Here is a 26,000-nt window from a genome sequence, read left to right as displayed (position 1 = left end):
GCGAACCTCCTGCACGGACGGTTCGCTATCTGCATCGCTCATTGTCCAGACGATAGTCTGGGCGGGTAAAAGTATGCTTTTGATACAGGATAAAGAGGATCAGTTTCTTACCAGCTTCTGATCTTCGCGCGAGACGCTAAGTCTTGCTTTTTCTGGATCAAATCAAGCGCGAAAAGGGCGTTTGGTGAATGCCTTGGCAGTAAGAGGCGATGAAAGACGTGATACTCTGCGATAAGCCATGGGGAGCTGAGAATAAGCTTTGATCCATGGATTTCTGAATGGGGCAACCCACCTGATACTTTGTTATTACTGCACTTCGGTGCAGCTAATAACTTGGTAAACCAGGTATTTTTAGGCTGAATATATAGGCTTAAAAAGGCAAACCCGGGGAACTGAAACATCTAAGTACCCGGAGGAAAGGAAATCAATATGATACTCCCCTAGTAGCGGCGAGCGAACGGGGACCAGCCGAGCCATGAGTGTGGTTAGAATGCGTTGGAATGCGCAACCAAAGTGGGTGATAGTCCCGTATAAGAAGCATGATTGGACGTATTAAGTAGGGCGGAACACGTGAAATTCTGTCTGAAGATCGGAGGACCACCTTCGAAGGCTAAGTACTCCTTACTGACCGATAGTGAACCAGTACCGTGAGGGAAAGGTGAAAAGCACCCCGACGAGGGGAGTGAAACAGTACCTGAAACCGAACGCCTACAAACAGTTGGAGGGACCTTGCGTCCTGACAGCGTACCTTTTGTATAATGGGTCATCGACTTGGTCTCACGAGCAAGCTTAAGCCGTTAGGTGTAGGCGTAGCGAAAGCGAGTCTTAATAGGGCGTTGAGTTCGTGGGATCAGACCCGAAACCGAGTGATCTAGGCATGGCCAGGTTGAAGATAAGGTAACACTTATTGGAGGACCGAACCCACATCTGTTGAAAAAGATCGGGATGAGCTGTGCCTAGGGGTGAAAGGCCAATCAAACTCGGAGATAGCTGGTTCTCTGCGAAATCTATTTAGGTAGAGCGTCGACCGAATACCCTCGGGGGTAGAGCACTGGATGGGTAATGGGGCCCCACAGGCTTACTGATCCTAACCAAACTCCGAATACCGAGGAGTACTAGTCGGCAGACACACGGCGAATGCTAACGTCCGTCGTGAAGAGGGAAACAACCCTAACCTCCAGCTAAGGCCCCTAATTCATGGCTAAGTGGGAAAGCAGGTGAGACGACCAAAACAACCAGGAGGTTGGCTTAGAAGCAGCCATCCTTTAAAGATAGCGTAACAGCTCACTGGTCTAAATAAGTTGTCTTGCGGCGAAGATGTAACGGGGCTCAAGCCATGAGCCGAAGCTGAGGATGCATTTATTGCATGGTAGCAGAGCGTAGTGTGACATAGTTCCATGTGTCCTTACCTACTTAGGTAGGATTGGACACAAGGAGCTTTCTGTGAAGCTGGCGCGTGAGCGATCCGGTGGAGAGATCACTAGTGAGAATGATGACATGAGTAGCGACAAAGAGTGTGAGAGACACTCTCGCCGAAAGTCCAAGGGTTCCTGCTTAAAGCTAATCTGAGCAGGGTAAGCCGACCCCTAAGGCGAGGCCGAAAGGCGTAGTCGATGGGAACCAGGTTAATATTCCTGGGCCAGATGGAAGTGACGGATCTCGAGGGTAGTTCATCCTTATCGGATTGAATGGGCTGCTTAGAGGTCCCTGGAAATAGCTCCATCGCTAGATCGTACCCTAAACCGACACAGGTGGACAGGTAGAGAATACCAAGGCGCTTGAGAGAACTATGTTGAAGGAACTCGGCAAAATACCTCCGTAAGTTCGCGAGAAGGAGGCCCGGTTTCTAGGCAACTAGAGGCTGGGGGCACAAACCAGGGGGTGGCGACTGTTTATTAAAAACACAGGGCTCTGCGAAGTCGTAAGACGACGTATAGGGTCTGACGCCTGCCCGGTGCCTGAAGGTTAAAAGGAGGGGTGAGAGCTCTGAATTGAAGCCCAGGTAAACGGCGGCCGTAACTATAACGGTCCTAAGGTAGCGAAATTCCTTGTCGGGTAAGTTCCGACCTGCACGAATGGCGTAACGACTTCCCCGCTGTCTCCAACATAGACTCAGCGAAATTGAATTACCGGTCAAGATGCCGGTTACCCGCGGTTAGACGGAAAGACCCCGTGCACCTTTACTACAGCTTCACACTGGCATTAGGCCGAACATGTGCAGGATAGGTGGTGGGCTTTGAAACCGAGACGCCAGTCTCGGTGGAGCCTCCCTTGAGATACCACCCTTGTTCTGCTTGATGTCTAACCGCGGACCGTTATCCGGTTCCGGGACCCTGTGTGGCGGGTAGTTTGACTGGGGCGGTCGCCTCCTAAATCGTAACGGAGGCGCGCGAAGGTTGGCTCAGAGCGGTCGGAAATCGCTCGTTGAGTGCAATGGCAGAAGCCAGCCTGACTGCGAGACTGACAAGTCGAGCAGAGTCGAAAGACGGCCATAGTGATCCGGTGGTCCCAAGTGGGAGGGCCATCGCTCAACGGATAAAAGGTACGCCGGGGATAACAGGCTGATACTGCCCAAGAGTCCATATCGACGGCAGTGTTTGGCACCTCGATGTCGGCTCATCTCATCCTGGGGCTGGAGCAGGTCCCAAGGGTACGGCTGTTCGCCGTTTAAAGAGGTACGTGAGCTGGGTTTAGAACGTCGTGAGACAGTTCGGTCCCTATCTTCCGTGGGTGTAGGATACTTGAGAGGAGTTGCCCCTAGTACGAGAGGACCGGGGTGAACGATCCACTGGTGGACCAGTTGTTATGCCAATAGCAGTGCTGGGTAGCTATGATCGGACAGGATAACCGCTGAAGGCATCTAAGCGGGAAGCCCCCCTCAAAACAAGGTATCCCTGAGAGCCGAGGTAGACCACCTCGTCGATAGGCCAGAGATGTAAGCGTGGTAACACGTTCAGTTGACTGGTACTAATTGCTCGATAGGCTTGATTTGATCCAGTAGAAGCAAGACTGCTTAACTGGGCAAAAGCATACACATACAATCAGTTGTACATGACTTGGACCACGCTCTGCGTCGCAACGCGCAGAGCGCTTTATCAGGAATTTATTTGGTTTGGTGATCATAGCGCGAGCAAAACACCTGGTCCCATCCCGAACCCAGCCGTTAAGTGCCGTAGCGCCGATGGTACTGCGTCTTAAGACGTGGGAGAGTAGGTCATCGCCAAACCTAATAAGTTCCTGATAAAAAAAGTATCTCTCGACGATCAACAGAATAACAAAACCGCCGCAGCTATAAAGCTGCGGCGGTTTTGTCTTTGGGGGGCGGGGCGCAAAACCACTATGCCCAAGAACTGTCCATTTTCCGCCCTGCAGGGGGCGCAATAGATCGGTAACTCTTTCGCAACTGTCTAAAGAGATCGATAAGATGACCCCCACAGATAAGGTTGCCCCTTCGTCAGCATCTGAATTGGACCCCACCGCGCTGTCTGCGATCCGAAACGTGATGGCGGAGGGGCATGCGGGCACCGGGATGGACACACCGGAGCCCCCCGCCAAACATCGGCAGTCCGGACGCAATGCCTTTCCCGAGCTGCCGGAGCCGGAGGTTGCCAAAGCCAAATCCGAAAAACGTTTGCCGCTCAAGATACCTAAGAAACGACCGTCGCCTCGGGCGGTGATGCTGAGCCTGCTTGCGCTCGCTGTGATTCTGCGGCCTTGGTTAGTACTGGGCGTGGTTTTCATCGCGGTGTTTGTCACGCTGGGGGTCTTTCTCGCCCTTGGTTATGACGGGTTTTGGGGGCGGGCATTGACGCTTGGGCGCTGGTATGCCGCGCGGCGGCCGGACCGGGCGGCGGCGCTTCATGCACGTTTGGATGCTTTCGCGATGAAATGGGATGCGGTGCTTGATCGCTTTCCCGAAGGGACGGTCGACGGGCTTTATCTGCCGGACTTTGGCGAAATGGCAGCGGCTGACACCCGCCATGATGAGGCCCTCGATCGCCGGTTTGACAGTCTGCGCAACTCCGAAGCCTAGGCCGGACGCGATGGTGTCTTGAAACTAGGGGGCGGACCCGTTACATCCGCCCAATCGGGCAACAAGGAAAGATGTCATGGCCACCACCAATCCGCTTCAGTTCATCCAGCAGGTTCGTACCGAAGTTGCCAAGGTTGTTTGGCCGACCAAGCGCGAAGTGATGCTGACCACTGTGATGGTCTTTATCCTTGCCGCGCTGACGGCGGTTTTCTTTGCGATCGTAGATATCCTGATCCGCGGCGGTCTACAGCAGATCCTTGGGATGTTCGGCTAAGCATCGCCCGCTCGGGTGAATTTATCTTTACACCCTTGAAACCTGCGTCTGCGCGGGCTATTGCGCAGACCTGACCTGAAAAGGGGCGTGCGGCGATTCGAGTTGCGCGCCGATTTTTTGTTCAGATGTTGCGGGGCCGAGGCTCCGTGTGATTGACGAATTTACATGCCGGGGCAGCCCGCATGGCAAGACAGGGACCAGAGTTCAGATGGCAAAACGGTGGTATTCGGTCAGTGTCCTGTCGAACTTCGAAAAGAAGATCGCCGAGCAGATCCGCGCATCCGTGGCCGAGCAGGAACTTGAAGACCAGATTGACGAAGTGCTGGTGCCCACCGAAGAGGTGATCGAGGTCCGGCGCGGCAAGAAGGTGACAACCGAGCGTCGCTTCATGCCCGGCTATGTGCTGGTGCATATGGAAATGTCCGACGCGGGCTATCACCTGATCAACTCGATCAACCGCGTCACCGGTTTCTTGGGCCCGCAAGGCCGTCCGATGCCGATGCGCGATGCCGAGGTTCAGGCGATCTTGGGCCGTGTGCAGGAAGGCGAAGAAGCCCCACGCACGCTGATTCACTTCGAGATCGGCGAGAAGGTCAAGGTTGCCGACGGTCCGTTCGAGGATTTCGACGGCATGATCGAAGAGGTCGACGAGGACAATCAGCGCCTCAAGGTGTCGGTGTCGATCTTTGGCCGGGAAACGCCGGTCGAATTGGAATTCACTCAGGTCAACAAGCAGGTCTGAGTGCGCGGCGGGCTCAGGTCCGCCATCCCGGCGCCTCAAGGGTGTCGGTCATTGTGGGAGGCGAGGGCGCCGCGGCGCCCAATCCGGACCACGCAACGAAGATCCCGCGGGGCGCGCCCCAAGGGTGTTGAAAGGAGAATGGTCAGATGGCCAAGAAACTCGTCGGTACGATGAAGTTGCAAGTTAAAGCGGGTCAAGCAAACCCGTCCCCGCCCGTTGGTCCGGCCCTCGGTCAGCGCGGCATCAACATCATGGAATTCTGCAAGGCGTTCAACGCCAAGACCGCAGACATGGAGCCGGGCGCACCGTGCCCCACCGTGATCAGCTACTATCAGGACAAGTCCTTCACCATGGACATCAAGACGCCCCCGGCGTCCTACTACCTGAAAAAAGCTGCCAAGGTGAACTCCGGCGCGAAAACGCCGAGCCGTGAAACCGTCGGCACAGTGACCACCAAGCAGCTGCGCGAGATCGCAGAAGCAAAAGCCGCCGACCTGTCCGCGAACGACGTGGAAGCGGCGATGAAAATCATTCTGGGCTCTGCCCGGTCCATGGGCATCGAGGTGAAGTAAGATGGCAAAACTTGGTAAACGCACCCGCGCCGCCCGTGAAGCCTTTGCTGGTAAAGAAGAGATCACCGTTGAAGAAGCGGTAAGCCTCATCAAAGCAAACGCAAACGCAAAGTTCGACGAAACCATCGAGATCGCGATGAACCTCGGTGTTGACCCACGCCACGCAGACCAGATGGTCCGCGGTGTTGTCGGCCTGCCCAACGGCACCGGCAAAACCATGCGCGTTGCTGTCTTCGCCCGTGGCGCGAAAGCTGAAGAAGCCGAAAAGGCTGGCGCAGATATCGTTGGTGCAGAAGACCTGATGGAAACCGTGCAGTCCGGCAAGATCGACTTTGATCGTTGCATCGCGACACCCGACATGATGCCGATCGTTGGCCGTCTGGGTAAAGTGCTTGGCCCCCGTAACCTGATGCCGAACCCCAAGGTTGGCACCGTGACCATGGATGTCGCCGACGCCGTGAAAGCGGCCAAGGGCGGTGAAGTTCAGTTCAAAGCCGAAAAGGGCGGTGTCGTCCACGCAGGCGTTGGCAAACTGTCCTTCGACGAAGCCAAGCTGGCCGAAAACATCCGTGCTTTTGTTGGCGCGGTGTCCAAAGCCAAGCCTGCCGGTGCCAAAGGCACATATATGAAAAAGATCAACCTGAGCTCCACAATGGGCCCGGGCGTGTCGGTCGCTGTCGAGAACGCAACCGCCGAGTGATCCAGTGGGGTGGGGGCCAGCCTCCCACCTTACGACCCGAGATTTGGCGGCTTCGGCCGTCAGATACGCAAGGACCAAAAGATCGGTCCGCGCGTCTGTCCGAGACGGAGGGTTTGGGCCTTGGCCTGAATAATTCCTTCCTGAGATGGGAAACCGGAAAAATTCTGCCCTCGGGCGGTTTTGGCCGGGACCCTGACATTGGACCCGAATGGGATGCAAAAGATCGCATCCTGAACTGAGCCGGGGGGCAACCCCCAAATTTGGAGTGAAACTGTGGATAGAGCACAAAAAGAACAGCTGGTCGACGAACTCGGCCAGATCTTTGAAAGCTCTGGCGTCGTTGTGGTTAGCCACTACGTCGGTTTGACAGTTGCCGAAATGCAGGACCTTCGGGCGCGCGCACGCGCTGCCGGTGGGGCCGTGCGTGTTGCCAAAAACAGGCTCGCCAAGATCGCCCTTGAGGGCAAGCCATGCGAAAGCATCGCTGACCTTCTGACGGGTATGACCGTTCTGACCTATTCTGAGGATCCTGTGGCTGCGGCCAAGGTTGCTCAGGAGTTCTCCAAGGAAAACCCAAAGCTGGTGATCCTTGGTGGTTCCATGGGTGAGAACGCGTTGGACGCCGCTGGTGTCGAAGCCGTGTCGAAAATGCCTTCGCGGGAGGAGCTTATCTCCACCATCGCGGGCATGCTCGGCGCACCTGCTTCGAACATCGCCGGGGCCATTGGCGCACCTGCAAGCAACATCGCATCCATCTTGTCCACGATCGAGGACAAGGCGGCTGCGTAAGGCATATCGTCAAGCCGGCGCTCGGGTTGAACACGCGCGTTGGAACACACATATCGTAACGGAAAGAGCTAAACATGGCTGATCTGAAAAAACTGGCAGAAGACATCGTTGGTCTGACTCTGCTTGAAGCACAAGAACTGAAAACCATCCTCAAAGACGAGTACGGCATCGAGCCCGCCGCTGGCGGCGCAGTGATGATGGCTGGTCCTGCTGATGGCGGCGCTGCCGAAGAAGAAAAGACCGAATTCGACGTCGTTCTGAAGAACGCCGGCGCATCCAAGATCAACGTGATCAAGGAAGTCCGCGGCATCACAGGTCTCGGCCTGAAAGAAGCCAAAGACCTGGTCGAAGCCGGTGGCAAGATCAAAGAAGGCGTCGACAAAGCCGAAGCCGAAGAGATCAAAGGCAAGCTGGAAGCAGCTGGCGCCGAAGTCGAGCTGGCCTAAGCCAGAGGTGCGCGGCAACGTGCACCACGCATGAACAAGGGCTGGACGGGAGTTTTCCTGTCCAGCCTGACCTGTTTTGACGAATGTTCCGTCCGGCGGAGTATTTCTCTGGAGAGGTCCATGGTCGGAAGGGATGCAGTGGGACGCATTCCAAGAATTGACCCGGATTTTCCGCTCTTATGGGCGCGCACCACGGCCCCGGTGGTTGATGCGCTCGGCAAGAGACACGAAAGGTGACACGACACATGGCACAATCCTTCCTTGGCCAGAAACGTCTGCGTAAATATTACGGCAAAATCCGCGAAGTGCTGGAGATGCCGAACCTCATCGAGGTTCAGAAATCCTCTTACGATCTGTTCTTGAATTCCGGCGACGCCGAGACCCCCACCGATGGTGAAGGTATCACAGGCGTTTTCCAGTCGGTCTTCCCGATCAAAGATTTTAACGAGACCTCCGTGCTTGAATACGTCAAGTACGAGCTGGAAAAGCCGAAATACGATGTTGAGGAATGTCAGCAGCGTGACATGACCTACAGCGCGCCCCTCAAGGTGACGCTGCGCCTCATCGTGTTTGATGTAGACGAAGACACCGGCGCCAAGTCGGTCAAAGACATCAAAGAACAAGACGTGTTCATGGGCGACATGCCCCTGATGACGCCGAACGGCACTTTCGTCGTGAACGGCACCGAGCGTGTGATCGTATCCCAGATGCACCGCTCCCCGGGCGTGTTCTTTGACCACGACAAGGGCAAAACCCACTCTTCGGGTAAGCTCCTCTTCGCCTGCCGCATCATCCCCTACCGCGGTTCCTGGCTGGACTTTGAATTCGACGCCAAAGACATCGTCTTTGCCCGGATTGACCGCCGCCGCAAACTGCCTGTGACGACCTTGCTCTATGCCCTCGGGCTGGACCAAGAGGCGATCATGAACGCCTACTACAAGACGGTCACCTACACGCTTGAGAAGAACAAGGGCTGGGTTGCACCCTTCTTCCCCGACCGCGTGCGCGGCACCCGTCCGACCTATGATCTGGTGGATGCAGCGACAGGTGAAATCCTGTTCGAAGCGACCAAAAAGGTCACCCCTCGCGCCGTCAAAAAACTGCTCGACGAAGGCAAGGTCAAAGACCTGCTGCTGCCTTTCGATCACATCGTTGGCAAGTTCGTCGCGCGTGACATCATCAACGAAGAAACCGGTGCGATCTACGTCGAAGCCGGTGACGAGTTGACGCTGGAATACGACAAAGACGGCACCCTGATCGGCGGCACCGCGAAAGAGCTGATCGACGCGGGCATCACCGAGATTCCGCTGCTGGACATCGACAACGTCAACGTCGGCCCCTACATGCGCAACACCATGGCGATGGACAAGAACATGAACCGCGACACCGCGCTCATGGACATCTACCGCGTCATGCGTCCGGGCGAACCGCCCACCGTCGAGGCCGCGTCTGCGCTCTTTGACACGTTGTTCTTTGATAGCGAACGCTATGACCTCTCGGCTGTTGGCCGCGTGAAAATGAACATGCGTTTGGCGCTTGATAAGCCCGACACACAGCGCACGCTCGACCGTGACGACATTGTCGCTTGTATCAAAGCGCTGGTTGACCTGCGCGATGGCCGTGGCGACATCGACGACATTGACCACCTCGGCAACCGTCGTGTGCGTTCCGTCGGCGAATTGATGGAAAACCAGTACCGCGTTGGCCTGCTGCGCATGGAGCGTGCGATCAAAGAGCGGATGTCCTCCGTCGAGATCGATACGGTGATGCCGCAAGACCTGATCAACGCCAAGCCGGCCGCGGCTGCGGTGCGTGAATTCTTCGGCTCGTCGCAGCTGTCGCAGTTTATGGACCAAACCAACCCGCTGTCCGAAGTGACGCACAAGCGTCGTCTCTCGGCGCTTGGGCCTGGCGGTTTGACACGTGAGCGTGCGGGCTTTGAAGTGCGCGACGTTCACCCGACCCACTATGGTCGGATGTGCCCGATTGAAACGCCGGAAGGGCCGAACATTGGTCTGATCAACTCGCTGGCCACTTTTGCCCGCGTGAACAAATACGGCTTCATCGAAACGCCTTACCGCGTGGTCAAGGACAGCACCGTCACCGACGAAGTGCACTACATGTCCGCAACCGAGGAAATGCGCCACACCGTGGCTCAGGCGAACGCCAACCTCGACGAGAACATGAAGTTCGTCAACGAACTGGTCTCGACCCGTCAGTCCGGTGACTACACGTTGGCCCCGACGGAAAACGTGGACCTGATCGACGTTTCGCCCAAGCAGTTGGTCTCGGTCGCTGCTTCGTTGATCCCGTTCCTCGAAAACGACGACGCCAACCGCGCTCTCATGGGCTCGAACATGCAACGTCAGGCGGTTCCGCTTCTGCAAGCCGAGGCGCCGCTCGTCGGCACCGGCATCGAAGAAGTTGTGGCACGCGATTCCGGGGCGGCCTACACGGCACGCCGCGCGGGTATCATCGACCAAGTCGATGCTTCCCGTATCGTGATCCGGGCCACCGAAGACCTTGAGCTGGGCGACGCGGGTGTGGACATCTACCGCATGCGCAAATTCCAGCGCTCGAACCAGAACACCTGCATCAACCAGCGCCCGCTGGTGAAAGTGGGCGAGAAGGTCACGAAAGGTCAGGTCATCGCAGATGGCCCGTCGACCGATATGGGGGAACTGGCGCTCGGCAAGAACGTCGTCGTCGCCTTCATGCCGTGGAATGGCTACAACTACGAAGACTCCATCCTGATCTCCGAGCGGATTTCCCGTGATGACGTCTTCACCTCGATCCACATCGAGGAATTCGAAGTTGCCGCGCGTGACACGAAGCTTGGGCCAGAAGAAATCACCCGCGACATTCCCAACGTCGGCGAGGAAGCTCTGCGAAACCTCGACGAAGCCGGTATCGTGTACATCGGTGCGGACGTAGAGCCGGGCGACATCCTTGTGGGTAAGATCACCCCGAAGGGCGAAAGCCCGATGACGCCGGAAGAAAAGCTTCTGCGCGCCATCTTTGGTGAGAAAGCCTCTGACGTGCGCGACACCTCGTTGCGTGTGAAGCCAGGCGATTTCGGCACGGTTGTCGAAGTGCGTGTCTTCAACCGTCACGGTGTCGAGAAAGACGAGCGTGCGCTGCAGATCGAGCGTGAGGAAGTCGAACGTCTGGCCCGTGACCGGGACGACGAGCTGGCAATCCTCGACCGCAACATCTATGCGCGTCTCAAGGACATGATCCTTGGCAAAATCGCCGTCAAAGGCCCGAAAGGCGTGAAGGCGAACAGCCAGATCACCGAGGAACTGCTGGAAACCCTGACCCGTGGTCAGTGGTGGCAGCTGGCCCTCGAGGACGAGGATGACGCGAAGATCGTCGAAGCCCTGAACGAGCAGTACGAGATCCAGAAACGGACCTTGGATGCACGTTTCGAGGATAAGGTCGAAAAAGTACGTCGTGGTGACGATCTGCCCCCGGGTGTGATGAAGATGGTCAAAGTGTTCGTGGCGGTGAAGCGTAAGCTGCAGCCGGGCGACAAGATGGCCGGTCGTCACGGGAACAAGGGTGTGATCTCGAAAGTGGTGCCAATGGAGGACATGCCGTTCCTCGCCGATGGTACCCCGGTCGACTTCTGCCTTAACCCTCTGGGCGTGCCTAGCCGGATGAACGTTGGTCAGATTCTTGAGACGCATATGGGTTGGGCCGCGCGCGGTCTGGGCCTGAATGTCGACGAGGCGCTGCAAGAGTATAAGCGTTCCGGCGATCTGACACCTGTGCGTGAAGCAATGCAGCTGGCTTATGGCGATGATGTCTACGAAGAGGGCATCACCGGCATGGACGAGGACACGCTTCTTGAAGTGGCCGACAACGTGCGCCGCGGCGTGCCAATTGCCACGCCGGTCTTTGACGGTGCCAAGGAAGCGGACGTGAACGACAGCCTCAAGCGTGCTGGGTTCGACACCTCCGGTCAGTCGGTGCTGTTCGATGGTCGTACAGGTGAGCAGTTTGCCCGCCCCGTGACTGTCGGCGTCAAGTACCTGCTCAAGCTGCACCACCTGGTGGACGACAAAATCCACGCACGTTCGACAGGGCCGTACTCCCTCGTCACACAGCAGCCGCTGGGTGGTAAGGCACAGTTCGGTGGCCAGCGCTTTGGTGAGATGGAAGTCTGGGCTCTTGAAGCTTACGGCGCCGCTTACACATTGCAGGAAATGCTGACCGTCAAGTCGGACGACGTCGCGGGCCGGACCAAGGTCTATGAAAGCATCGTCAAGGGCGAGGATAACTTCGAAGCGGGCATTCCAGAGAGCTTTAACGTTCTCGTCAAAGAAGTGCGCGGCCTCGGCCTGAATATGGAACTCCTGGATGCGGAGGAGGATGAGTGACGCGGTAAACGGGATTTTTTAAAAATCCCGGCCCGTTTTCTTCATAAGAAAACGGGTCCGGTCCCTCCCAACGCACCCCTTTCAAGGATTTGAAAATGAACCAGGAACTGACAAACAACCCGTTCAACCCGCTGACGCCGCAAAAAGCGTTTGACGAAATCAAGGTCTCTTTGGCCTCGCCCGAGCGGATCCTCAGCTGGTCCTTCGGTGAGATCAAAAAGCCGGAAACCATCAACTACCGGACGTTCAAGCCCGAGCGTGACGGCCTGTTCTGCGCGCGTATCTTTGGCCCGATCAAAGACTACGAATGCCTTTGCGGTAAATATAAGCGGATGAAGTATCGCGGCGTTGTCTGCGAGAAATGTGGTGTCGAAGTGACGCTGCAAAAGGTCCGCCGTGAGCGCATGGGCCACATCGAACTGGCATCGCCAGTTGCGCATATCTGGTTCCTCAAGTCGCTGCCTTCGCGCATCGGCCTGATGCTGGACATGACACTGCGTGATCTGGAACGTGTTCTCTACTTCGAGAACTACGTGGTGATCGAGCCGGGCCTTACCGATCTTCAATACGGTCAGATGATGACCGAAGAAGAATACATGGACGCCCAAGACGCCTATGGCATGGACGCTTTCACCGCCAACATCGGTGCCGAAGCGATCCGCGAAATGCTGGCCGCCATCGATCTGGAAGCCGAAGCCGAGACCCTGCGCGCCGATCTGAAAGAGGCGACAGGCGAGCTGAAGCCTAAGAAGATCATCAAGCGTCTGAAAGTGGTTGAGTCCTTCCTCGAGTCGGGCAACCGTCCTGAGTGGATGGTCATGACCGTGATCCCGGTGATCCCGCCAGAACTGCGCCCGCTGGTGCCGCTGGATGGTGGCCGTTTCGCGACCTCCGACCTGAACGACCTGTACCGCCGCGTGATCAACCGGAACAACCGTTTGAAGCGTCTCATTGAGCTGCGCGCACCTGACATCATCGTCCGCAACGAAAAGCGGATGCTGCAGGAATCCGTCGACGCTCTGTTCGACAACGGCCGTCGTGGCCGCGTCATCACCGGTGCCAACAAGCGCCCGCTGAAGTCGCTCTCGGACATGCTGAAAGGTAAGCAGGGTCGCTTCCGTCAGAACCTTTTGGGTAAGCGCGTCGACTTCTCGGGCCGTTCGGTCATTGTGACCGGCCCTGAGTTGAAGCTGCACCAATGTGGTCTGCCCAAAAAGATGGCTTTGGAGCTTTTCAAGCCGTTCATCTACTCGCGGCTTGAGGCCAAGGGTCTGTCCTCCACCGTGAAGCAGGCGAAAAAGCTGGTTGAAAAAGAGCGTCCCGAGGTTTGGGACATTCTCGATGAGGTGATCCGTGAGCACCCCGTCATGCTCAACCGCGCGCCGACGCTTCACCGTCTTGGCATTCAGGCGTTTGAGCCCGTGTTGATCGAAGGTAAAGCAATCCAGCTTCACCCGCTCGTCTGCTCGGCCTTCAACGCTGACTTCGACGGTGACCAGATGGCCGTTCACGTGCCGCTCTCGCTGGAAGCCCAGTTGGAAGCACGTGTCCTGATGATGTCCACGAACAACGTTCTGTCGCCTGCAAACGGCGCACCGATCATCGTGCCGTCGCAGGATATGATCTTGGGTCTCTACTACACGACCCTTGAGCGCAAAGGCATGGTTGGCGAAGGCATGGTCTTCGGCTCGGTTGATGAGGTACAGCACGCCCTCGACGCCGGTGCGGTTCACCTGCACACCAAGATTAAAGCCCGGATCAAACAGATCGACGCCGAAGGCAACGAAGTGATGATGCGCTTTGACACGACCCCCGGTCGTGTACGTCTTGGCGCCTTGCTGCCGCTGAACGCCAAAGCACCGTTTGATCTGGTCAACCGTTTGCTGCGGAAGAAAGAAGTGCAGCAGGTCATCGACACCGTCTACCGTTATTGCGGTCAGAAAGAGTCGGTTATTTTCTGTGACCAGATCATGACGATGGGTTTCCGCGAAGCTTTCAAAGCGGGCATCTCCTTCGGCAAAGACGACATGCTGATCCCAGACTCCAAATGGCCGCTGGTTGAAGAGACCCGCGAGCAGGTGAAGGACTTTGAACAGCAGTACATGGACGGCCTGATCACTCAGGGCGAAAAGTACAACAAAGTCGTCGATGCATGGTCGAAGTGTAACGACAAGGTCACGGACGCGATGATGGGCTCCATCTCGGCCACCACGTACCACGAGAATGGTTCCGAAAAAGAGCCGAACTCGGTCTACATGATGGCCCACTCCGGTGCCCGTGGCTCGGTCACGCAGATGAAACAGCTGGGCGGGATGCGCGGCCTGATGGCGAAGCCGAATGGCGACATCATCGAGACGCCGATCATCTCGAACTTTAAAGAAGGTCTGACCGTTCTCGAGTACTTCAACTCGACCCACGGTGCGCGGAAAGGTCTGTCGGATACTGCTTTGAAAACAGCGAACTCCGGCTACCTGACACGCCGTCTGGTGGACGTGGCGCAAGACTGCATCGTGCGTCAGCATGACTGTGGTACTGAGACTGCGATTACGGCTGAAGCCGCGGTTAACGACGGTGAGGTTGTCTCCTCGCTGGCCGAGCGTTTGCTGGGCCGTGTTGCGGCGGATGATATTCTGGTGCCCGGCACCGAGGATGTTCTGGTGCCCGCAGGCTCGTTGATCGACGAGCGCATGTCGGATGCCATCGACGAAGCCGGGGTGCAGTCCGCACGGATCCGCAGCCCACTTACCTGTGATGCCGAAGAGGGTGTCTGCGCCATGTGCTATGGCCGTGACCTTGCACGCGGTACGCTGGTTAACCAAGGTGAGGCTGTCGGCATCATCGCGGCCCAGTCGATTGGTGAACCCGGTACTCAGCTGACGATGCGGACCTTCCACATCGGCGGCGTTGCTCAGGGTGGTCAGCAGTCCTTCCTCGAGGCCAGCCAGTCCGGCAAAATCGTGTTCGACAATGCCCAGACGCTTGAAAACAGCGCCGGTGAAATGCTCGTCATGGGCCGGAACATGAAACTGTCGATCGTCGATGAGAACGGCGATGAGCGCGCCAGCCACAAGATCGGCTACGGCACCAAGCTTCACGTCAAGGAAGGCGACAGCGTGGCACGCGGCGACAAGCTGTTCGAATGGGATCCCTACACCCTGCCGATCATCGCCGAAAAACCTGGTATGACCAAATACGTCGACCTTGTTTCGGGCATCGCGGTCAAAGAAGACACCGACGAAGCAACCGGCATGACTCAGAAGATCGTGATCGACTGGCGCGCGGCCCCCAAGGGCAACGAGCTTAAGCCCGAGATCATCTTGGTGGGTGAAGATGGCGAACCGGTCCGCAACGATGCGGGCAACCCGGTGACCTATCCGATGTCGGTGGATGCGGTTCTGTCCGTTGAGGACCAGACCGAGGTTCAGGCCGGTGACATCATCGCGCGTATCCCGCGCGAAGGTGCCAAGACCAAGGACATTACCGGTGGTCTGCCGCGTGTTGCCGAACTCTTTGAGGCACGTCGCCCCAAAGACCACGCCATCATCGCGGAAATCGACGGCTATGTGCGCTTCGGCAAGGACTACAAGAACAAGCGCCGCATCGCGATCGAAAGCTCGGATGATCCGGACGTGAAGGTTGAATACATGGTACCCAAGGGGAAACACATCCCCGTTGCCGAAGGCGACTTCGTGCAGAAGGGTGACTACATCATGGACGGCAACCCCGCGCCGCACGACATTCTGGCGATCATGGGCGTCGAAGCTCTGGCTGAATACATGATTGACGAAGTGCAGGACGTTTACCGCCTGCAGGGTGTGAAGATTAACGACAAACACATCGAAGTCATCGTGCGTCAAATGCTGCAGAAGTGGGAAATCCAAGAAAGCGGCGACACCACGCTGCTCAAGGGTGAACACGTCGACAAGCAGGAATTCGATCAGGCCAACGAAAAGGCCCTGTCGAAGGGTGGCCGTCCTGCCAAGGGCGAACCGATCCTGCTGGGCATCACCAAGGCGTCGCTGCAGACCCGCAGCTTCATCTCTGCCGCGTCCTTCCAGGAAACAACGCGCGTGCTGACCGAAGCTTCGGTTCAGGGCAAGCGGGACAAACTGGTCGGTCTGAAAGAGAACGTCATCGTGGGCCGTCTGATCCCGGCGGGCACTGGTGGGGCGACCCAGCAGATGCGCAAAGTGGCGACAGACCGCGACAACGTCGTGATCGAAGCGCGCCGCGAAGAAGCCGAAGCCGCTGCCGCCTTGGCAGCACCTGCGGCCTCTGCGGATGACGACATCGTCGGTGGCGATGTGTTCAACACGCCGGTCGGTGACGACGAGAGCCGCGATTGATCGCCGCTCTGACCTGACAATCAAAAGCCCCCGCAGTGAAAGCTGCGGGGGCTTTTTAATGCGCGGTGCCCCAGCATTGATTGCACATTGCCAGCGAGATGGCCGGGAATTTGCCGCCGTAGCCTTACATCCGCCACATAGTCGCAATAGGTTTGCGAAAGCTTAACCGTCGTAAGGTTCTTCAGATGACGTCTCGCATTCTACATATCGACGATGATCCGATCATTCTGGAATTGGTAAAGATGATCTTTTCCGACGACAGATCGCTGACCTTTGTCTCTTGCCTGAACGCCCGCGATGCGCTGGCGGTGGTGAATGACCTGAAGCCCGATTTGATCATCAGTGATATCTCCATGCCCGATATGGGCGGCCTGGAATTGGCGCACCGCTTTGGCGAAAACCCCGCCATCGCCGGAACGCCTATTATCTTCCTCAGCGGCCGCACCCGCGATCTTGAGGTTTATGACGCCTTTCGCAATCTGGCCGCGACGGTGATGCAAAAGCCTGTCGAGCCGGGGTTGCTGCGCAGCACGGTTCGGAACCTGTTGGCCAGTCAGCAACAGCCGGTGGCGCAGGCGTCCAACCAGTAAGGCCGGGCAACTGCTGGGCACCCGTCTTGCGCAGCCGCCATGCCCCATTTGAGGGGCGCAAGCCGCTGTCCTGCATAGCCGCCCGTTCTTGACAGCTCCCGCGCCCGCTGCCAGTCATTCGGGAGCGGCATCGATATAAGCCGCGCGGTTTTTTCCCGGAGCGCTTTCATGTCCCCCAATACCATCGGCGCGCTGCTGATGATTGCCTCGATGGCCTGTTTCACGTTTAACGACACGCTGCTGAAAATGACCGACGGGGCCCTGCCGCTGTTTCAGCTTTTGTTCCTGCGGGGGGTGACGACCTCGGTCCTGATCTTGGCCCTCAGCCGCCAGCTTGGCCGGATTGATTTCCGGCTCCAGCCGCGGGATTGGCGGGTGATTGGCCTGCGCTCGGTGGCCGAGATTGCAGCGGCTTATTTCTTTCTCACCGCGCTGTTCAACATGCCTTTGGCCAATGTGACCGCCATCCTTCAGGTGGTGCCGCTTTCGGTGACGCTGGCCGCCGCGTTGGTGTTTCGGCAGGCGGTGGGCTGGCGGCGGTTGGTGGCGATCGGGATCGGTTTCTGCGGTGTCCTGCTGATCGTGAAGCCGGGCGCGGAAGGGTTCAACATTTGGTCGATCTACGTCTTGATAGCGGTGCTTTGCGTGACGGTCCGTGACCTGTCGACCCGCGCCTTGTCGCCTGCGGTGCCTTCCATGACCGTCACCTTGGTGACCGCGCTGTCGGTGATGACGGCGGCGGGGCTGGCATCCCTCAGCGGACCATGGGCGCCGGTGACCCCGTCGGTGGCGGCGCTGATCGGCGGCTCCGGGGTCTTTGTGTTGGGCGGCTATTTCTTTTCGATCCAAGTCATGCGGGTCGGCGATATCGGATTTGTCGCGCCGTTTCGCTATACTGGCCTGCTTTGGGCGCTGCTGCTGGGCTGGGCGGTCTTTGGGGAATGGCCGGGTGTCTTGACGCTGGTCGGCGCCGGCATTGTCGTGGCCACAGGGGTCTTTACCCTCTACCGCGAGCGGAAGCTGAAGGTTCAGGCCGAGAAGACACGCCGTACTTGATCGTTGTCGATGGCGAAACGCTCCCGAAACAGCGCTTCGCCTTCGGCGTCCAGCGGCGCGACCTCCACATGCCGCGCAAGCCCTTGGCGCGAATCGTTCGATCCGTTGTGGCTGCGCAGGAACATCGCTGCGTCGGGCAGGCTGACGCAGGGCATGAAGCGCGGCAGTTTCTCATGGGCGAAGTTCATGATGGTGACCGGACTGCCGCCCTTCACATACATCGCCAAGGCCGCCACATTGAGGGGGCGGAACACTTCCGCCGCGCGGATGCCGCCCTGCCCGAACTCCGCGATATACCCTTTGGGCCAGTCGAAAGCGACCGAGCGTTGACCCGTCAAAAGCCCCGCGCTGTTCTCAACCGTACGCCGCAGCCGGGCAATAAAATCGACCGAGACCGCATCGTCATCGTCATAGCGGAATTGGAGACAGGGCTCTTTGGGGTTGATCCGCGCGGCGTTCAGCACCTCTTTCATCACCTCGCGGTGCTGGCGGGGCGGCTCGCGGTGGATCACCGCTTGCGGCAGGTCGGCGAGGAGCGATTCGAGGCGGCGTGCGTGGTGGTCCGGGAACTGGTCGCCGATCACGAAGATCATTGAGAAATCCGGGTCTGACTGTGCTTTGAGGCAGGGCAGGGCGACGGCCTCAAGCAAGCGGAAGCGCTCCTCAAGCCGGGCGTCGTCATAGAGGTAGGCGATACGTTCCTCGGTGGTGTCGTGCCCCACCTGAAATCCCCCAAGGGCGGGGTAAGAAAAACGGCACAGGCCGATGGCTTGCATGGTATTGCCCCTCAAGGAAAACTTCGACGAATATGGCGACAGGGGGCAGCCGCTGGCAAGGGGGCTCTGCGAGGGAAGGGGCCACATGGCGCATCCAGAGCACGCGATCCTCTGCTCTGGACAGCGCCGGGCCGGGCCCTGCTGTTGACAGCCCCCGCGCAACGTCCTATACGCCCGCTATCTCGGGGGTGGAGGCCGCTCTGCCAATCCGAACTCATAACTCAAGTGGTCACGATCCGGCCTACTACTGGCCCGATCCTCTGTTAACCCACCGCGTCGTTTTCCTCGGTACGGGAACGTTGCGGTCATTTTGCTTTGTGGACGCACGAAGTAACCGAATTTAGCCGCATGGGGGATCCCCCGTGTACAAAATCTGAGCGATACGGGGATATATCCGGAATGCCAACGATCCAACAGCTGATCCGCAAGCCGCGGCAGCCGAAAGTCAAACGTTCGAAATCCATGCACCTGCAGGAGTGCCCGCAAAAGCGCGGCGTCTGCACACGGGTTTACACAACAACACCCAAGAAGCCGAACTCGGCCATGCGTAAGGTTGCCAAAGTGCGCCTGACCAACGGTTTCGAAGTCATCTCTTACATCCCGGGCGAGAGCCACAACCTTCAGGAGCACTCCGTGGTTCTGATCCGCGGCGGTCGTGTAAAAGACCTTCCGGGTGTGCGTTACCACATCCTGCGCGGTGTTCTCGATACCCAAGGTGTCAAGGACCGGAAGCAGCGTCGCTCCAAGTACGGCGCGAAGCGTCCGAAGTAATCTCGCAGTGGTGGGGCATGCCCCCACCAATCCATTCGATGTTGGGTGGGGCATGCCCCCACCACCCGCCAAGAGGAAGACACTGACATGTCACGCCGCCACGCCGCTGAAAAACGCGAAGTCCTGCCAGACGCCAAATACGGCGATCTGGTTCTCACCAAATTCATGAACAACCTGATGATCGACGGCAAGAAATCTGTCGCCGAGCGCATCGTTTACAACGCGATGACCCGCGTCGAAGACAAGATCAAGCGCGCCCCGATCGAAGTGTTCCACGAAGCACTTGAAAACATCCAGCCGTCCGTCGAAGTTCGTTCGCGTCGCGTTGGTGGTGCCACCTATCAGGTGCCAGTCGAAGTGCGCCCCGAGCGCCGTCAGGCGCTGGCGATCCGCTGGTTGATCAAAGCCGCGCGCGCCCGCAACGAAAACACCATGGAAGAGCGTCTTGCAGGCGAACTGATGGACGCTGTCCAGTCCCGTGGTACTGCCGTTAAAAAGCGCGAAGATACGCACAAGATGGCCGACGCCAACAAAGCGTTCAGCCACTACCGCTGGTAATTTCAACGTCGCGCCCGGTTTCGGGCGCGATCTGTTCGTACTGATATTTTCGAGGAAGCAGCCCCATGGCACGCGACTATCCGCTCCAACGCTACCGCAACTTCGGCATCATGGCTCACATCGATGCCGGCAAAACCACATGTTCCGAACGCATCCTGTTCTACACCGGCAAAAGCCACAACATCGGTGAGGTGCATGACGGCGCCGCAACGATGGACTGGATGGAGCAAGAGCAGGAACGCGGGATCACCATTACATCCGCCGCGACCACCACGTTCTGGCAGCGCCAGGAAGAGCCCACAGCCGATGCGACATCTGACACCAAGTTCCGGATGAACATCATCGACACCCCCGGCCACGTTGACTTCACCATCGAAGTTGAGCGTTCGCTGGCCGTTCTCGACGGCGCGGTTGCCGTTCTTGACGCCAACGCCGGTGTTGAGCCGCAGACCGAAACCGTGTGGCGTCAGGCTGACCGCTACAAGGTGCCGCGCATCGTGTTCGTCAACAAGATGGACAAAATCGGCGCTGACTTCTTCAACTGCGTGAAGATGATCAAAGACCGTACAGGTGCCACACCTGCTCCGATCCAGATCCCAATTGGCGCCGAGAACGAGCTTGAAGGTCTCGTTGACCTCGTCACAATGAAGGAATGGGTCTGGTCCGGTGAAGATCTGGGTGCCGGCTGGGAACAGCGCGAGATCCGTGACAGCCTGAAAGAGTCCGCTGATGAATGGCGTGCCAAGCTCATCGAGACCGCGGTCGAGATGGACGATGAGGCGATGGAAAACTACCTGATGGACGGCGCCGAGCCGGACGTCGACACCCTGCGCGCGCTGATCCGTAAGGGCACTCTGGCGATCAAATTCATCCCTGTTCTTTGCGGCTCTGCCTTCAAGAACAAGGGTGTTCAGCCGCTGCTTAACGCCGTGATCGACTATCTGCCCAGCCCGCTGGACGTTGTCGATTACATGGGCTTCAAGCCGGGCGATGAGACAGAAACACGTAACATCCCGCGTCGTGCGGATGATGACATGGCGTTCTCTGGCCTTGCGTTCAAAATCATGAACGACCCCTTTGTTGGCTCGCTGACTTTCACCCGCGTTTATTCGGGCGTGCTCAAGAAGGGCGATACCCTCTTGAACTCGACCAAAGGTAAGAAAGAGCGCGTCGGTCGTATGATGATGATGCACTCGATCAACCGCGAAGAGATCGAAGAAGCCTTTGCGGGTGACATCATCGCGCTTGCCGGTCTGAAAGACACCACCACAGGTGACACGCTTTGTGCTGCCAATGATCCGGTGGTTCTGGAAACCATGACCTTCCCCGATCCGGTCATCGAGATCGCGGTTGAGCCAAAGACCAAGGCCGACCAAGAGAAAATGTCTGCAGGTCTGGCCCGTTTGGCCGCCGAAGACCCCTCTTTCCGCGTCGAAACCGATCTGGAATCCGGTCAGACCATCATGAAGGGCATGGGCGAACTTCACCTCGACATTCTGGTGGACCGTCTGAAGCGCGAATTCAAAGTTGAAGCGAACATCGGTGCACCGCAGGTGGCATACCGTGAGACGATCAGCCGCGAAGCCGAGATCACCTACACCCACAAGAAACAGTCGGGTGGTTCGGGTCAGTTCGGTGAAGTTAAGATGATCCTGATGCCGACCGAGCCGGGCGAAGGTTACTCCTTTGAGAGCCGCATCGTCGGTGGTGCCATTCCCAAGGAATACATCCCGGGCGTGGAAAAGGGTATCAAATCGGTTCTGGACTCCGGTCCGCTGGCGGGCTTCCCGGTCATCGACTTCAAGGTTGCTCTGATCGACGGTAAGTTCCACGACGTTGACTCCAGCGTTCTGGCCTTCGAAATCGCCGCCCGTATGGGTATGCGCGAAGGCATGAAGAAAGCTGGCGCAAAGCTGCTGGAACCGATCATGAAGGTCGAAGTTGTGACACCGGAAGAGTACACCGGTGGCATCATCGGTGACCTGACATCCCGTCGGGGTCAGGTGCAGGGTCAAGACACGCGCGGCAACGCCATCGCGATCGACGCCTTCGTGCCGCTGGCCAACATGTTCGGCTACATCAACACTCTGCGTTCGATGTCTTCCGGTCGTGCGAACTTCACCATGCAGTTCGACCACTACGAGCCTGTGCCGCAGAACATCTCCGACGAGATTCAGGCCAAATTTGCATAACCGGGATGGCGGGGTGAACCCCGCCCTACCCAATCTGTAGGGTGGGTTTTTAAGCCCACCACCCAACATCTAAAGGAGCCAACACCATGGCAAAGGCAAAGTTTGAACGTAACAAGCCACACGTCAACATCGGCACAATCGGCCACGTTGACCACGGTAAAACCACGCTGACCGCGGCGATCACCAAATACTTCGGTGACTTCCAAGCGTACGACCAGATCGACGGCGCGCCCGAAGAAAAGGCCCGCGGCATCACCATCTCGACCGCGCACGTTGAGTATGAGACCGAAGCACGTCACTACGCCCACGTCGACTGCCCCGGCCACGCTGACTATGTGAAAAACATGATCACCGGTGCCGCTCAGATGGACGGCGCGATCTTGGTTGTGAACGCCGCCGATGGCCCAATGCCCCAGACTCGTGAGCACATCCTGCTCGGCCGTCAGGTTGGCATCCCCGCCATGGTCGTCTTCATGAACAAAGTTGACCAGGTCGACGACGACGAGCTGCTTGAGCTGGTTGAGATGGAAATCCGCGAGCTGCTGTCTTCCTACGACTACCCCGGCGACGACATCCCCGTTGTGCCCGGTTCCGCTCTGGCAGCCATGGAAGGCCGTGATGAGGCCATCGGCGAAAACGCGATCCGCAAGCTGATGGAAGAAGTCGACAACTACATCCCGACACCAGAGCGTGCGGTTGACCAGCCGTTCCTGATGCCCGTCGAAGACGTGTTCTCGATCTCTGGTCGTGGTACCGTTGTGACTGGCCGTGTTGAGCGTGGCGTGATCAACGTTGGCGACGAGATTGAAATCGTCGGCATCCGCGACACCAAGAAAACCACCTGCACCGGTGTGGAAATGTTCCGCAAGCTGCTGGACCGTGGTGAAGCTGGCGACAACATCGGCGCGCTGCTGCGTGGCGTTGAGCGTGACGGCGTTGAGCGCGGTCAGGTTCTCTGCAAGCCCGGTTCCGTGAACCCGCACACCAAGTTCGAAGCCGAAGCCTACATCCTCACCAAAGAGGAAGGTGGCCGTCACACGCCGTTCTTCGCGAACTACCGTCCACAGTTCTACTTCCGTACAACTGACGTGACCGGCACCGTTCAGCTGGCAGAAGGCACCGAGATGGTTATGCCCGGTGACAACGTGTCGTTCGGCGTTGAGCTGATCGCACCGATCGCCATGGAAAACGGTCTGCGCTTCGCGATCCGCGAAGGTGGCCGTACGGTTGGCGCCGGTGTTGTTTCCAAAATCACTGAGTGATTTTGGGCGGGGCCTTCGGGCCTGACGTCTGAGAGATTCGAAAGGCCGCAGCGTTTGCTGCGGCCTTTTGCTTTTGTGGGGGAGGGGGCTTTTGGGGACGCTTCGGTGAAACGGGAAAGCTAAGTGTGGTTTTCGGTGGTGATTGAACGTTGGCGGGGTGCGCTGTCACGCCGTGGCCGGCGTGACTTTGCGCACTGGTTCTAAAAACACGGGGGTTTTTAGAACCCTCTTGCCACCTGTTGCGATTCCCCCTATAGGACGCCCATTGAACCGGGGTGCGTTAGACGCGCCCCGTTTGATTTAATACCAAGGCGCGATGAGGGGGCCGGATGAGCCTGCTTCCTCCAATCCGTTAGAATCCCAAAACAAGGGATATGCATATGGCCGTTCAAAGCCAGAACATCCGCATTCGCCTCAAGGCGTTTGACTACCGGGTGCTCGATGCCTCCACTCAGGAAATCGTCAGCACCGCCAAGCGCACAGGCGCTTCGGTTCGCGGTCCCATTCCGCTGCCGAACAAAATCGAGAAATTCACCGTTCTTCGTGGTCCCCACGTTGACAAGAAATCCCGTGACCAGTTCGAAATCCGCACGCACAAGCGTCTGCTGGATATCATTGATCCGACCCCCCAGACCGTAGACGCGCTGATGAAGCTCGACCTCGCTGCTGGCGTGGATGTCGAGATCAAGCTGCAATCGTAAGCCGGGAGGGTAATCATATGTTGCGCTCAGGCGTTATTGCAAAAAAAGTCGGCATGACCCGGCTGTTCATGGAAGACGGCAAGCAGATTCCTGTGACCGTTCTTCAGTTGGACAAGCTTCAGGTTGTCGCACAGCGCACCGCAGACCGTGACGGCTACACCGCCGTTCAGCTGGGTGCCGGTTCGGCGAAAGCCAAACGCACAAGCCAAGCCATGCGTGGCCATTTCGCAGCTGCGAAAGTGGAACCCAAGCGCAAGGTTGCTGAGTTCCGCGTCGATGCGGACGCGATGCTGGACGTTGGTGAGGAAATCATCGCGGACCATTACTTCGCGGGTCAGTACGTTGACGTTGCAGGCACTTCGATCGGTAAAGGTTTTGCCGGTGCGATGAAGCGTCACAACTTCGGCGGTCTGCGGGCGACACACGGTGTCTCCATCAGCCACCGTTCGCACGGCTCCACAGGCCAGTGTCAGGATCCCGGCAAGGTTTTCAAAGGTAAGAAAATGGCCGGTCACATGGGCGCTGCCCGTGTTACCACGCAGAACCTCGAAGTCGTCAAGACCGACAGTGCGCGTGGCCTGATCATGGTCAAAGGCGCCGTTCCTGGCTCCAAAGGTGGCTGGGTCACCGTCAAGGATGCGGTCAAAAAGCCGTTCCCCGAAGACGCGATTCTGCCCGCCGCTCTGAAATCCGCCGCTGAAGAAGCCGCGAAAGCCGCCGAAGAGGCAGCCGCCGCAGCCGCAGCAGAGGCAGAAGCCGAAGCCAAGCGTTTGGCCGAAGAGCAAGCCGCACAGGAAGCCGAAGCGCTGAAGGCCGCTGAAGCTGAAATCGCAGCTGAAGGTTCGGATGCCGATAATTCCGATGCCGACGCTGACAAGAAAGAAGGTGACGCATGAAACTCGATGTCATCAAACTCGACGGTGGCAAAGCCGGGTCCGTAGACCTGGACGAAGCACTGTTCGGCCTTGAGCCGCGTGCCGACATCCTGCACCGCGTCGTGCGCTGGCAGCGTAACAACGCGCAGCAGGGTACGCACAAGGTCAAGACCCGGTCCGAGACCAGCTACTCGACCAAGAAGATCTATCGCCAAAAAGGCACCGGCGGCGCACGCCACGGTGACCGTAACGCGCCGATCTTCCGTAAGGGTGGTATCTACAAGGGTCCGACCCCGCGTAGCCACGGCCACGAGCTGACCAAAAAGTTCCGCAAGCTGGGCCTGCGCCACGCGCTGTCCGCCAAAGCAAAAGCCGGTTCCTTGGTCATCATCGACGAAGCCACATCCGAAGGCAAAACAGCCGCTCTGGCCAAACAGGTGTCGAACCTGGGCTGGAAGCGCGCGCTGGTCATCGATGGCGCTTCGGTCAACGAGAACTTCGCACAGGCCGCGCGCAACATCGAAGGGCTGGATGTCCTGCCGTCGATGGGCGCAAACGTCTATGACATCCTCAAGCGTGACACTCTGGTGATCACCAAAGCGGGGATCGAAGCATTGGAGGCACGCCTGAAATGAGCGCCAAGCATGAACACTACGACGTGATCCGCAAGCCGATCATCACCGAGAAAGCAACCATGGCGTCCGAACAGAACGCTGTCGTTTTCGAAGTGGCGATCGAAAGCAACAAGCCGATGATCAAAGAGGCCGTTGAGGCGCTCTTTAACGTCAAGGTGAAGGCCGTGAACACGTCCATCACCAAAGGCAAGGTCAAGCGTTTCCGGGGCCAGATGGGCCGCCGTAAAGACGTGAAAAAGGCTTATGTGACGCTCGAAGAGGGCAACACAATCGACGTATCCACCGGGCTGTAAGCTTTCG

At 57.9% G+C, this 26,000-nt stretch carries 20 protein-coding genes and 2 rRNA genes; 21 read left to right on the top strand and 1 reads right to left on the bottom strand.

From position 1 onward, the window contains the following. The first annotated feature begins 160 nt into the window (after nucleotides 1-160). From K3762_RS15665 to K3762_RS15605, 13 genes are all read left to right on the top strand, one after another. Nucleotides 161-2,992: ribosomal RNA gene (locus K3762_RS15665) — 23S ribosomal RNA — on the top strand. A 119-nt stretch (nucleotides 2,993-3,111) separates the two neighbouring features. Further along, nucleotides 3,112-3,226, top strand: a 5S ribosomal RNA gene (rrf, locus tag K3762_RS15660). Between the two features lie 198 nt (nucleotides 3,227-3,424). Then, nucleotides 3,425-4,033 (top strand): hypothetical protein, encoded by a 609-nt coding sequence (locus tag K3762_RS15655; protein WP_132446972.1) that lies wholly within the window; start codon nucleotides 3,425-3,427, stop codon nucleotides 4,031-4,033. A gap of 76 nt (nucleotides 4,034-4,109) precedes the next feature. Beyond that, a complete protein-coding gene (gene secE, locus K3762_RS15650) occupies nucleotides 4,110-4,307 on the top strand; it encodes a preprotein translocase subunit SecE (RefSeq protein ID WP_007118815.1) in 198 nt (65 codons plus the stop codon). Nucleotides 4,308-4,515: 208 nt separating this feature from the next. Further along, complete coding sequence (nusG, locus tag K3762_RS15645) at nucleotides 4,516-5,049, top strand: transcription termination/antitermination protein NusG (RefSeq protein WP_132446970.1); 534 nt, start codon at nucleotides 4,516-4,518, stop codon at nucleotides 5,047-5,049. A gap of 146 nt (nucleotides 5,050-5,195) precedes the next feature. After that, nucleotides 5,196-5,621: a 50S ribosomal protein L11 gene (gene rplK, locus K3762_RS15640; RefSeq protein WP_067622128.1), complete on the top strand. Its 426-nt coding sequence runs from the start codon at nucleotides 5,196-5,198 to the stop codon at nucleotides 5,619-5,621. A 1-nt stretch (nucleotide 5,622) separates the two neighbouring features. Continuing rightward, the gene (gene rplA / locus K3762_RS15635) at nucleotides 5,623-6,321 is read left to right on the top strand and encodes a 50S ribosomal protein L1 (protein ID WP_067622131.1); all 699 of its coding nucleotides are present in this window, start codon (nucleotides 5,623-5,625) and stop codon (nucleotides 6,319-6,321) included. A 273-nt stretch (nucleotides 6,322-6,594) separates the two neighbouring features. Continuing rightward, nucleotides 6,595-7,110, top strand: a complete 516-nt coding sequence (gene rplJ, locus K3762_RS15630) for a 50S ribosomal protein L10 (protein ID WP_007118819.1) — start codon at nucleotides 6,595-6,597, stop codon at nucleotides 7,108-7,110. A 74-nt stretch (nucleotides 7,111-7,184) separates the two neighbouring features. After that, nucleotides 7,185-7,556 (top strand): 50S ribosomal protein L7/L12, encoded by a 372-nt coding sequence (gene rplL / locus K3762_RS15625; protein WP_007118820.1) that lies wholly within the window; start codon nucleotides 7,185-7,187, stop codon nucleotides 7,554-7,556. 245 nt (nucleotides 7,557-7,801) lie between these two features. Then, a complete protein-coding gene (gene rpoB, locus K3762_RS15620) occupies nucleotides 7,802-11,938 on the top strand; it encodes a DNA-directed RNA polymerase subunit beta (protein ID WP_132446968.1) in 4,137 nt (1,378 codons plus the stop codon). A gap of 95 nt (nucleotides 11,939-12,033) precedes the next feature. Continuing rightward, complete coding sequence (gene rpoC, locus K3762_RS15615) at nucleotides 12,034-16,284, top strand: DNA-directed RNA polymerase subunit beta' (RefSeq protein ID WP_067938323.1); 4,251 nt, start codon at nucleotides 12,034-12,036, stop codon at nucleotides 16,282-16,284. A 185-nt stretch (nucleotides 16,285-16,469) separates the two neighbouring features. Further along, on the top strand, nucleotides 16,470-16,874 hold the full coding sequence (locus tag K3762_RS15610; RefSeq protein WP_067622145.1) for a two-component system response regulator: 405 nt from the start codon (nucleotides 16,470-16,472) through the stop codon (nucleotides 16,872-16,874). A 168-nt stretch (nucleotides 16,875-17,042) separates the two neighbouring features. Next, nucleotides 17,043-17,930 carry a DMT family transporter gene (locus tag K3762_RS15605; protein ID WP_120351873.1) on the top strand — a complete coding sequence of 296 codons (888 nt, stop codon included), beginning with the start codon at nucleotides 17,043-17,045 and terminating at the stop codon, nucleotides 17,928-17,930. Here the strand turns inward: K3762_RS15605 and K3762_RS15600 are convergent. After that, on the bottom strand, nucleotides 17,903-18,706 hold the full coding sequence (locus K3762_RS15600) for a putative rhamnosyl transferase (RefSeq protein ID WP_260010425.1): 804 nt from the start codon (nucleotides 18,704-18,706) through the stop codon (nucleotides 17,903-17,905). The genes K3762_RS15605 and K3762_RS15600 overlap by 28 nt on opposite strands. A 399-nt stretch (nucleotides 18,707-19,105) precedes the next feature. On the opposite strand from K3762_RS15600, the gene rpsL reads away from it, so the two are divergent. The 8 genes from rpsL (at nucleotide 19,106) to K3762_RS15560 (ending at nucleotide 25,993) form a co-directional block, all read left to right on the top strand. Continuing rightward, nucleotides 19,106-19,477, top strand: coding sequence for a 30S ribosomal protein S12 (gene rpsL / locus K3762_RS15595; RefSeq protein WP_007118826.1), 372 nt, complete (start codon nucleotides 19,106-19,108; stop codon nucleotides 19,475-19,477). An 87-nt stretch (nucleotides 19,478-19,564) separates the two neighbouring features. Then, nucleotides 19,565-20,035 carry a 30S ribosomal protein S7 gene (gene rpsG / locus K3762_RS15590; RefSeq protein ID WP_007118827.1) on the top strand — a complete coding sequence of 157 codons (471 nt, stop codon included), beginning with the start codon at nucleotides 19,565-19,567 and terminating at the stop codon, nucleotides 20,033-20,035. A 65-nt stretch (nucleotides 20,036-20,100) separates the two neighbouring features. Next, entirely contained in the window at nucleotides 20,101-22,227 is a 2,127-nt protein-coding gene (gene fusA / locus K3762_RS15585; protein ID WP_120351871.1) for an elongation factor G, read from the top strand. Between the two features lie 86 nt (nucleotides 22,228-22,313). Beyond that, complete coding sequence (tuf, locus tag K3762_RS15580; RefSeq protein WP_132446964.1) at nucleotides 22,314-23,489, top strand: elongation factor Tu; 1,176 nt, start codon at nucleotides 22,314-22,316, stop codon at nucleotides 23,487-23,489. Between the two features lie 380 nt (nucleotides 23,490-23,869). Then, nucleotides 23,870-24,190, top strand: a complete 321-nt coding sequence (rpsJ, locus tag K3762_RS15575; protein ID WP_067267998.1) for a 30S ribosomal protein S10 — start codon at nucleotides 23,870-23,872, stop codon at nucleotides 24,188-24,190. A 17-nt stretch (nucleotides 24,191-24,207) separates the two neighbouring features. Next, entirely contained in the window at nucleotides 24,208-25,086 is an 879-nt protein-coding gene (gene rplC, locus K3762_RS15570; RefSeq protein WP_082849552.1) for a 50S ribosomal protein L3, read from the top strand. Further along, the gene (rplD, locus tag K3762_RS15565; protein WP_067622160.1) at nucleotides 25,083-25,700 is read left to right on the top strand and encodes a 50S ribosomal protein L4; all 618 of its coding nucleotides are present in this window, start codon (nucleotides 25,083-25,085) and stop codon (nucleotides 25,698-25,700) included. Before rplC ends, rplD begins: the two co-directional genes overlap by 4 nt. Then, nucleotides 25,697-25,993, top strand: coding sequence for a 50S ribosomal protein L23 (locus K3762_RS15560; RefSeq protein ID WP_007118833.1), 297 nt, complete (start codon nucleotides 25,697-25,699; stop codon nucleotides 25,991-25,993). Before rplD ends, K3762_RS15560 begins: the two co-directional genes overlap by 4 nt. Nucleotides 25,994-26,000: the final 7 nt, after the last annotated feature.

The sequence above is a fragment of the Sulfitobacter sp. W074 genome, from assembly GCF_025142275.1.
In the GTDB taxonomy this organism is placed as follows: Bacteria; Pseudomonadota; Alphaproteobacteria; order Rhodobacterales; family Rhodobacteraceae; genus Sulfitobacter; species Sulfitobacter profundi.
Note: the sequence above shows the minus strand (reverse complement) of the source record. Positions and strands in the feature narration are given on the sequence as shown.

Excerpts from the sequence above, each read along its gene's own strand:
- K3762_RS15655 (WP_132446972.1), top strand. The coding sequence starts at position 3,425 with ATGACCCCCACAGATAAGGTTGCCCCTTCGTCAGCATCTGAATTGGAC.
- secE (WP_007118815.1), top strand. The coding sequence starts at position 4,110 with ATGGCCACCACCAATCCGCTTCAGTTCATCCAGCAGGTTCGTACCGAA.
- nusG (WP_132446970.1), top strand. The coding sequence starts at position 4,516 with ATGGCAAAACGGTGGTATTCGGTCAGTGTCCTGTCGAACTTCGAAAAG.
- rplK (WP_067622128.1), top strand. The coding sequence starts at position 5,196 with ATGGCCAAGAAACTCGTCGGTACGATGAAGTTGCAAGTTAAAGCGGGT.
- rplA (WP_067622131.1), top strand. The coding sequence starts at position 5,623 with ATGGCAAAACTTGGTAAACGCACCCGCGCCGCCCGTGAAGCCTTTGCT.
- rplL (WP_007118820.1), top strand. The coding sequence starts at position 7,185 with ATGGCTGATCTGAAAAAACTGGCAGAAGACATCGTTGGTCTGACTCTG.
- rpoB (WP_132446968.1), top strand. The coding sequence starts at position 7,802 with ATGGCACAATCCTTCCTTGGCCAGAAACGTCTGCGTAAATATTACGGC.
- rpoC (WP_067938323.1), top strand. The coding sequence starts at position 12,034 with ATGAACCAGGAACTGACAAACAACCCGTTCAACCCGCTGACGCCGCAA.
- K3762_RS15610 (WP_067622145.1), top strand. The coding sequence starts at position 16,470 with ATGACGTCTCGCATTCTACATATCGACGATGATCCGATCATTCTGGAA.
- K3762_RS15605 (WP_120351873.1), top strand. The coding sequence starts at position 17,043 with ATGTCCCCCAATACCATCGGCGCGCTGCTGATGATTGCCTCGATGGCC.
- K3762_RS15600 (WP_260010425.1), bottom strand. The coding sequence starts at position 18,706 with ATGCAAGCCATCGGCCTGTGCCGTTTTTCTTACCCCGCCCTTGGGGGA.
- rpsL (WP_007118826.1), top strand. The coding sequence starts at position 19,106 with ATGCCAACGATCCAACAGCTGATCCGCAAGCCGCGGCAGCCGAAAGTC.
- rpsG (WP_007118827.1), top strand. The coding sequence starts at position 19,565 with ATGTCACGCCGCCACGCCGCTGAAAAACGCGAAGTCCTGCCAGACGCC.
- fusA (WP_120351871.1), top strand. The coding sequence starts at position 20,101 with ATGGCACGCGACTATCCGCTCCAACGCTACCGCAACTTCGGCATCATG.
- tuf (WP_132446964.1), top strand. The coding sequence starts at position 22,314 with ATGGCAAAGGCAAAGTTTGAACGTAACAAGCCACACGTCAACATCGGC.
- rpsJ (WP_067267998.1), top strand. The coding sequence starts at position 23,870 with ATGGCCGTTCAAAGCCAGAACATCCGCATTCGCCTCAAGGCGTTTGAC.
- rplC (WP_082849552.1), top strand. The coding sequence starts at position 24,208 with ATGTTGCGCTCAGGCGTTATTGCAAAAAAAGTCGGCATGACCCGGCTG.
- rplD (WP_067622160.1), top strand. The coding sequence starts at position 25,083 with ATGAAACTCGATGTCATCAAACTCGACGGTGGCAAAGCCGGGTCCGTA.
- K3762_RS15560 (WP_007118833.1), top strand. The coding sequence starts at position 25,697 with ATGAGCGCCAAGCATGAACACTACGACGTGATCCGCAAGCCGATCATC.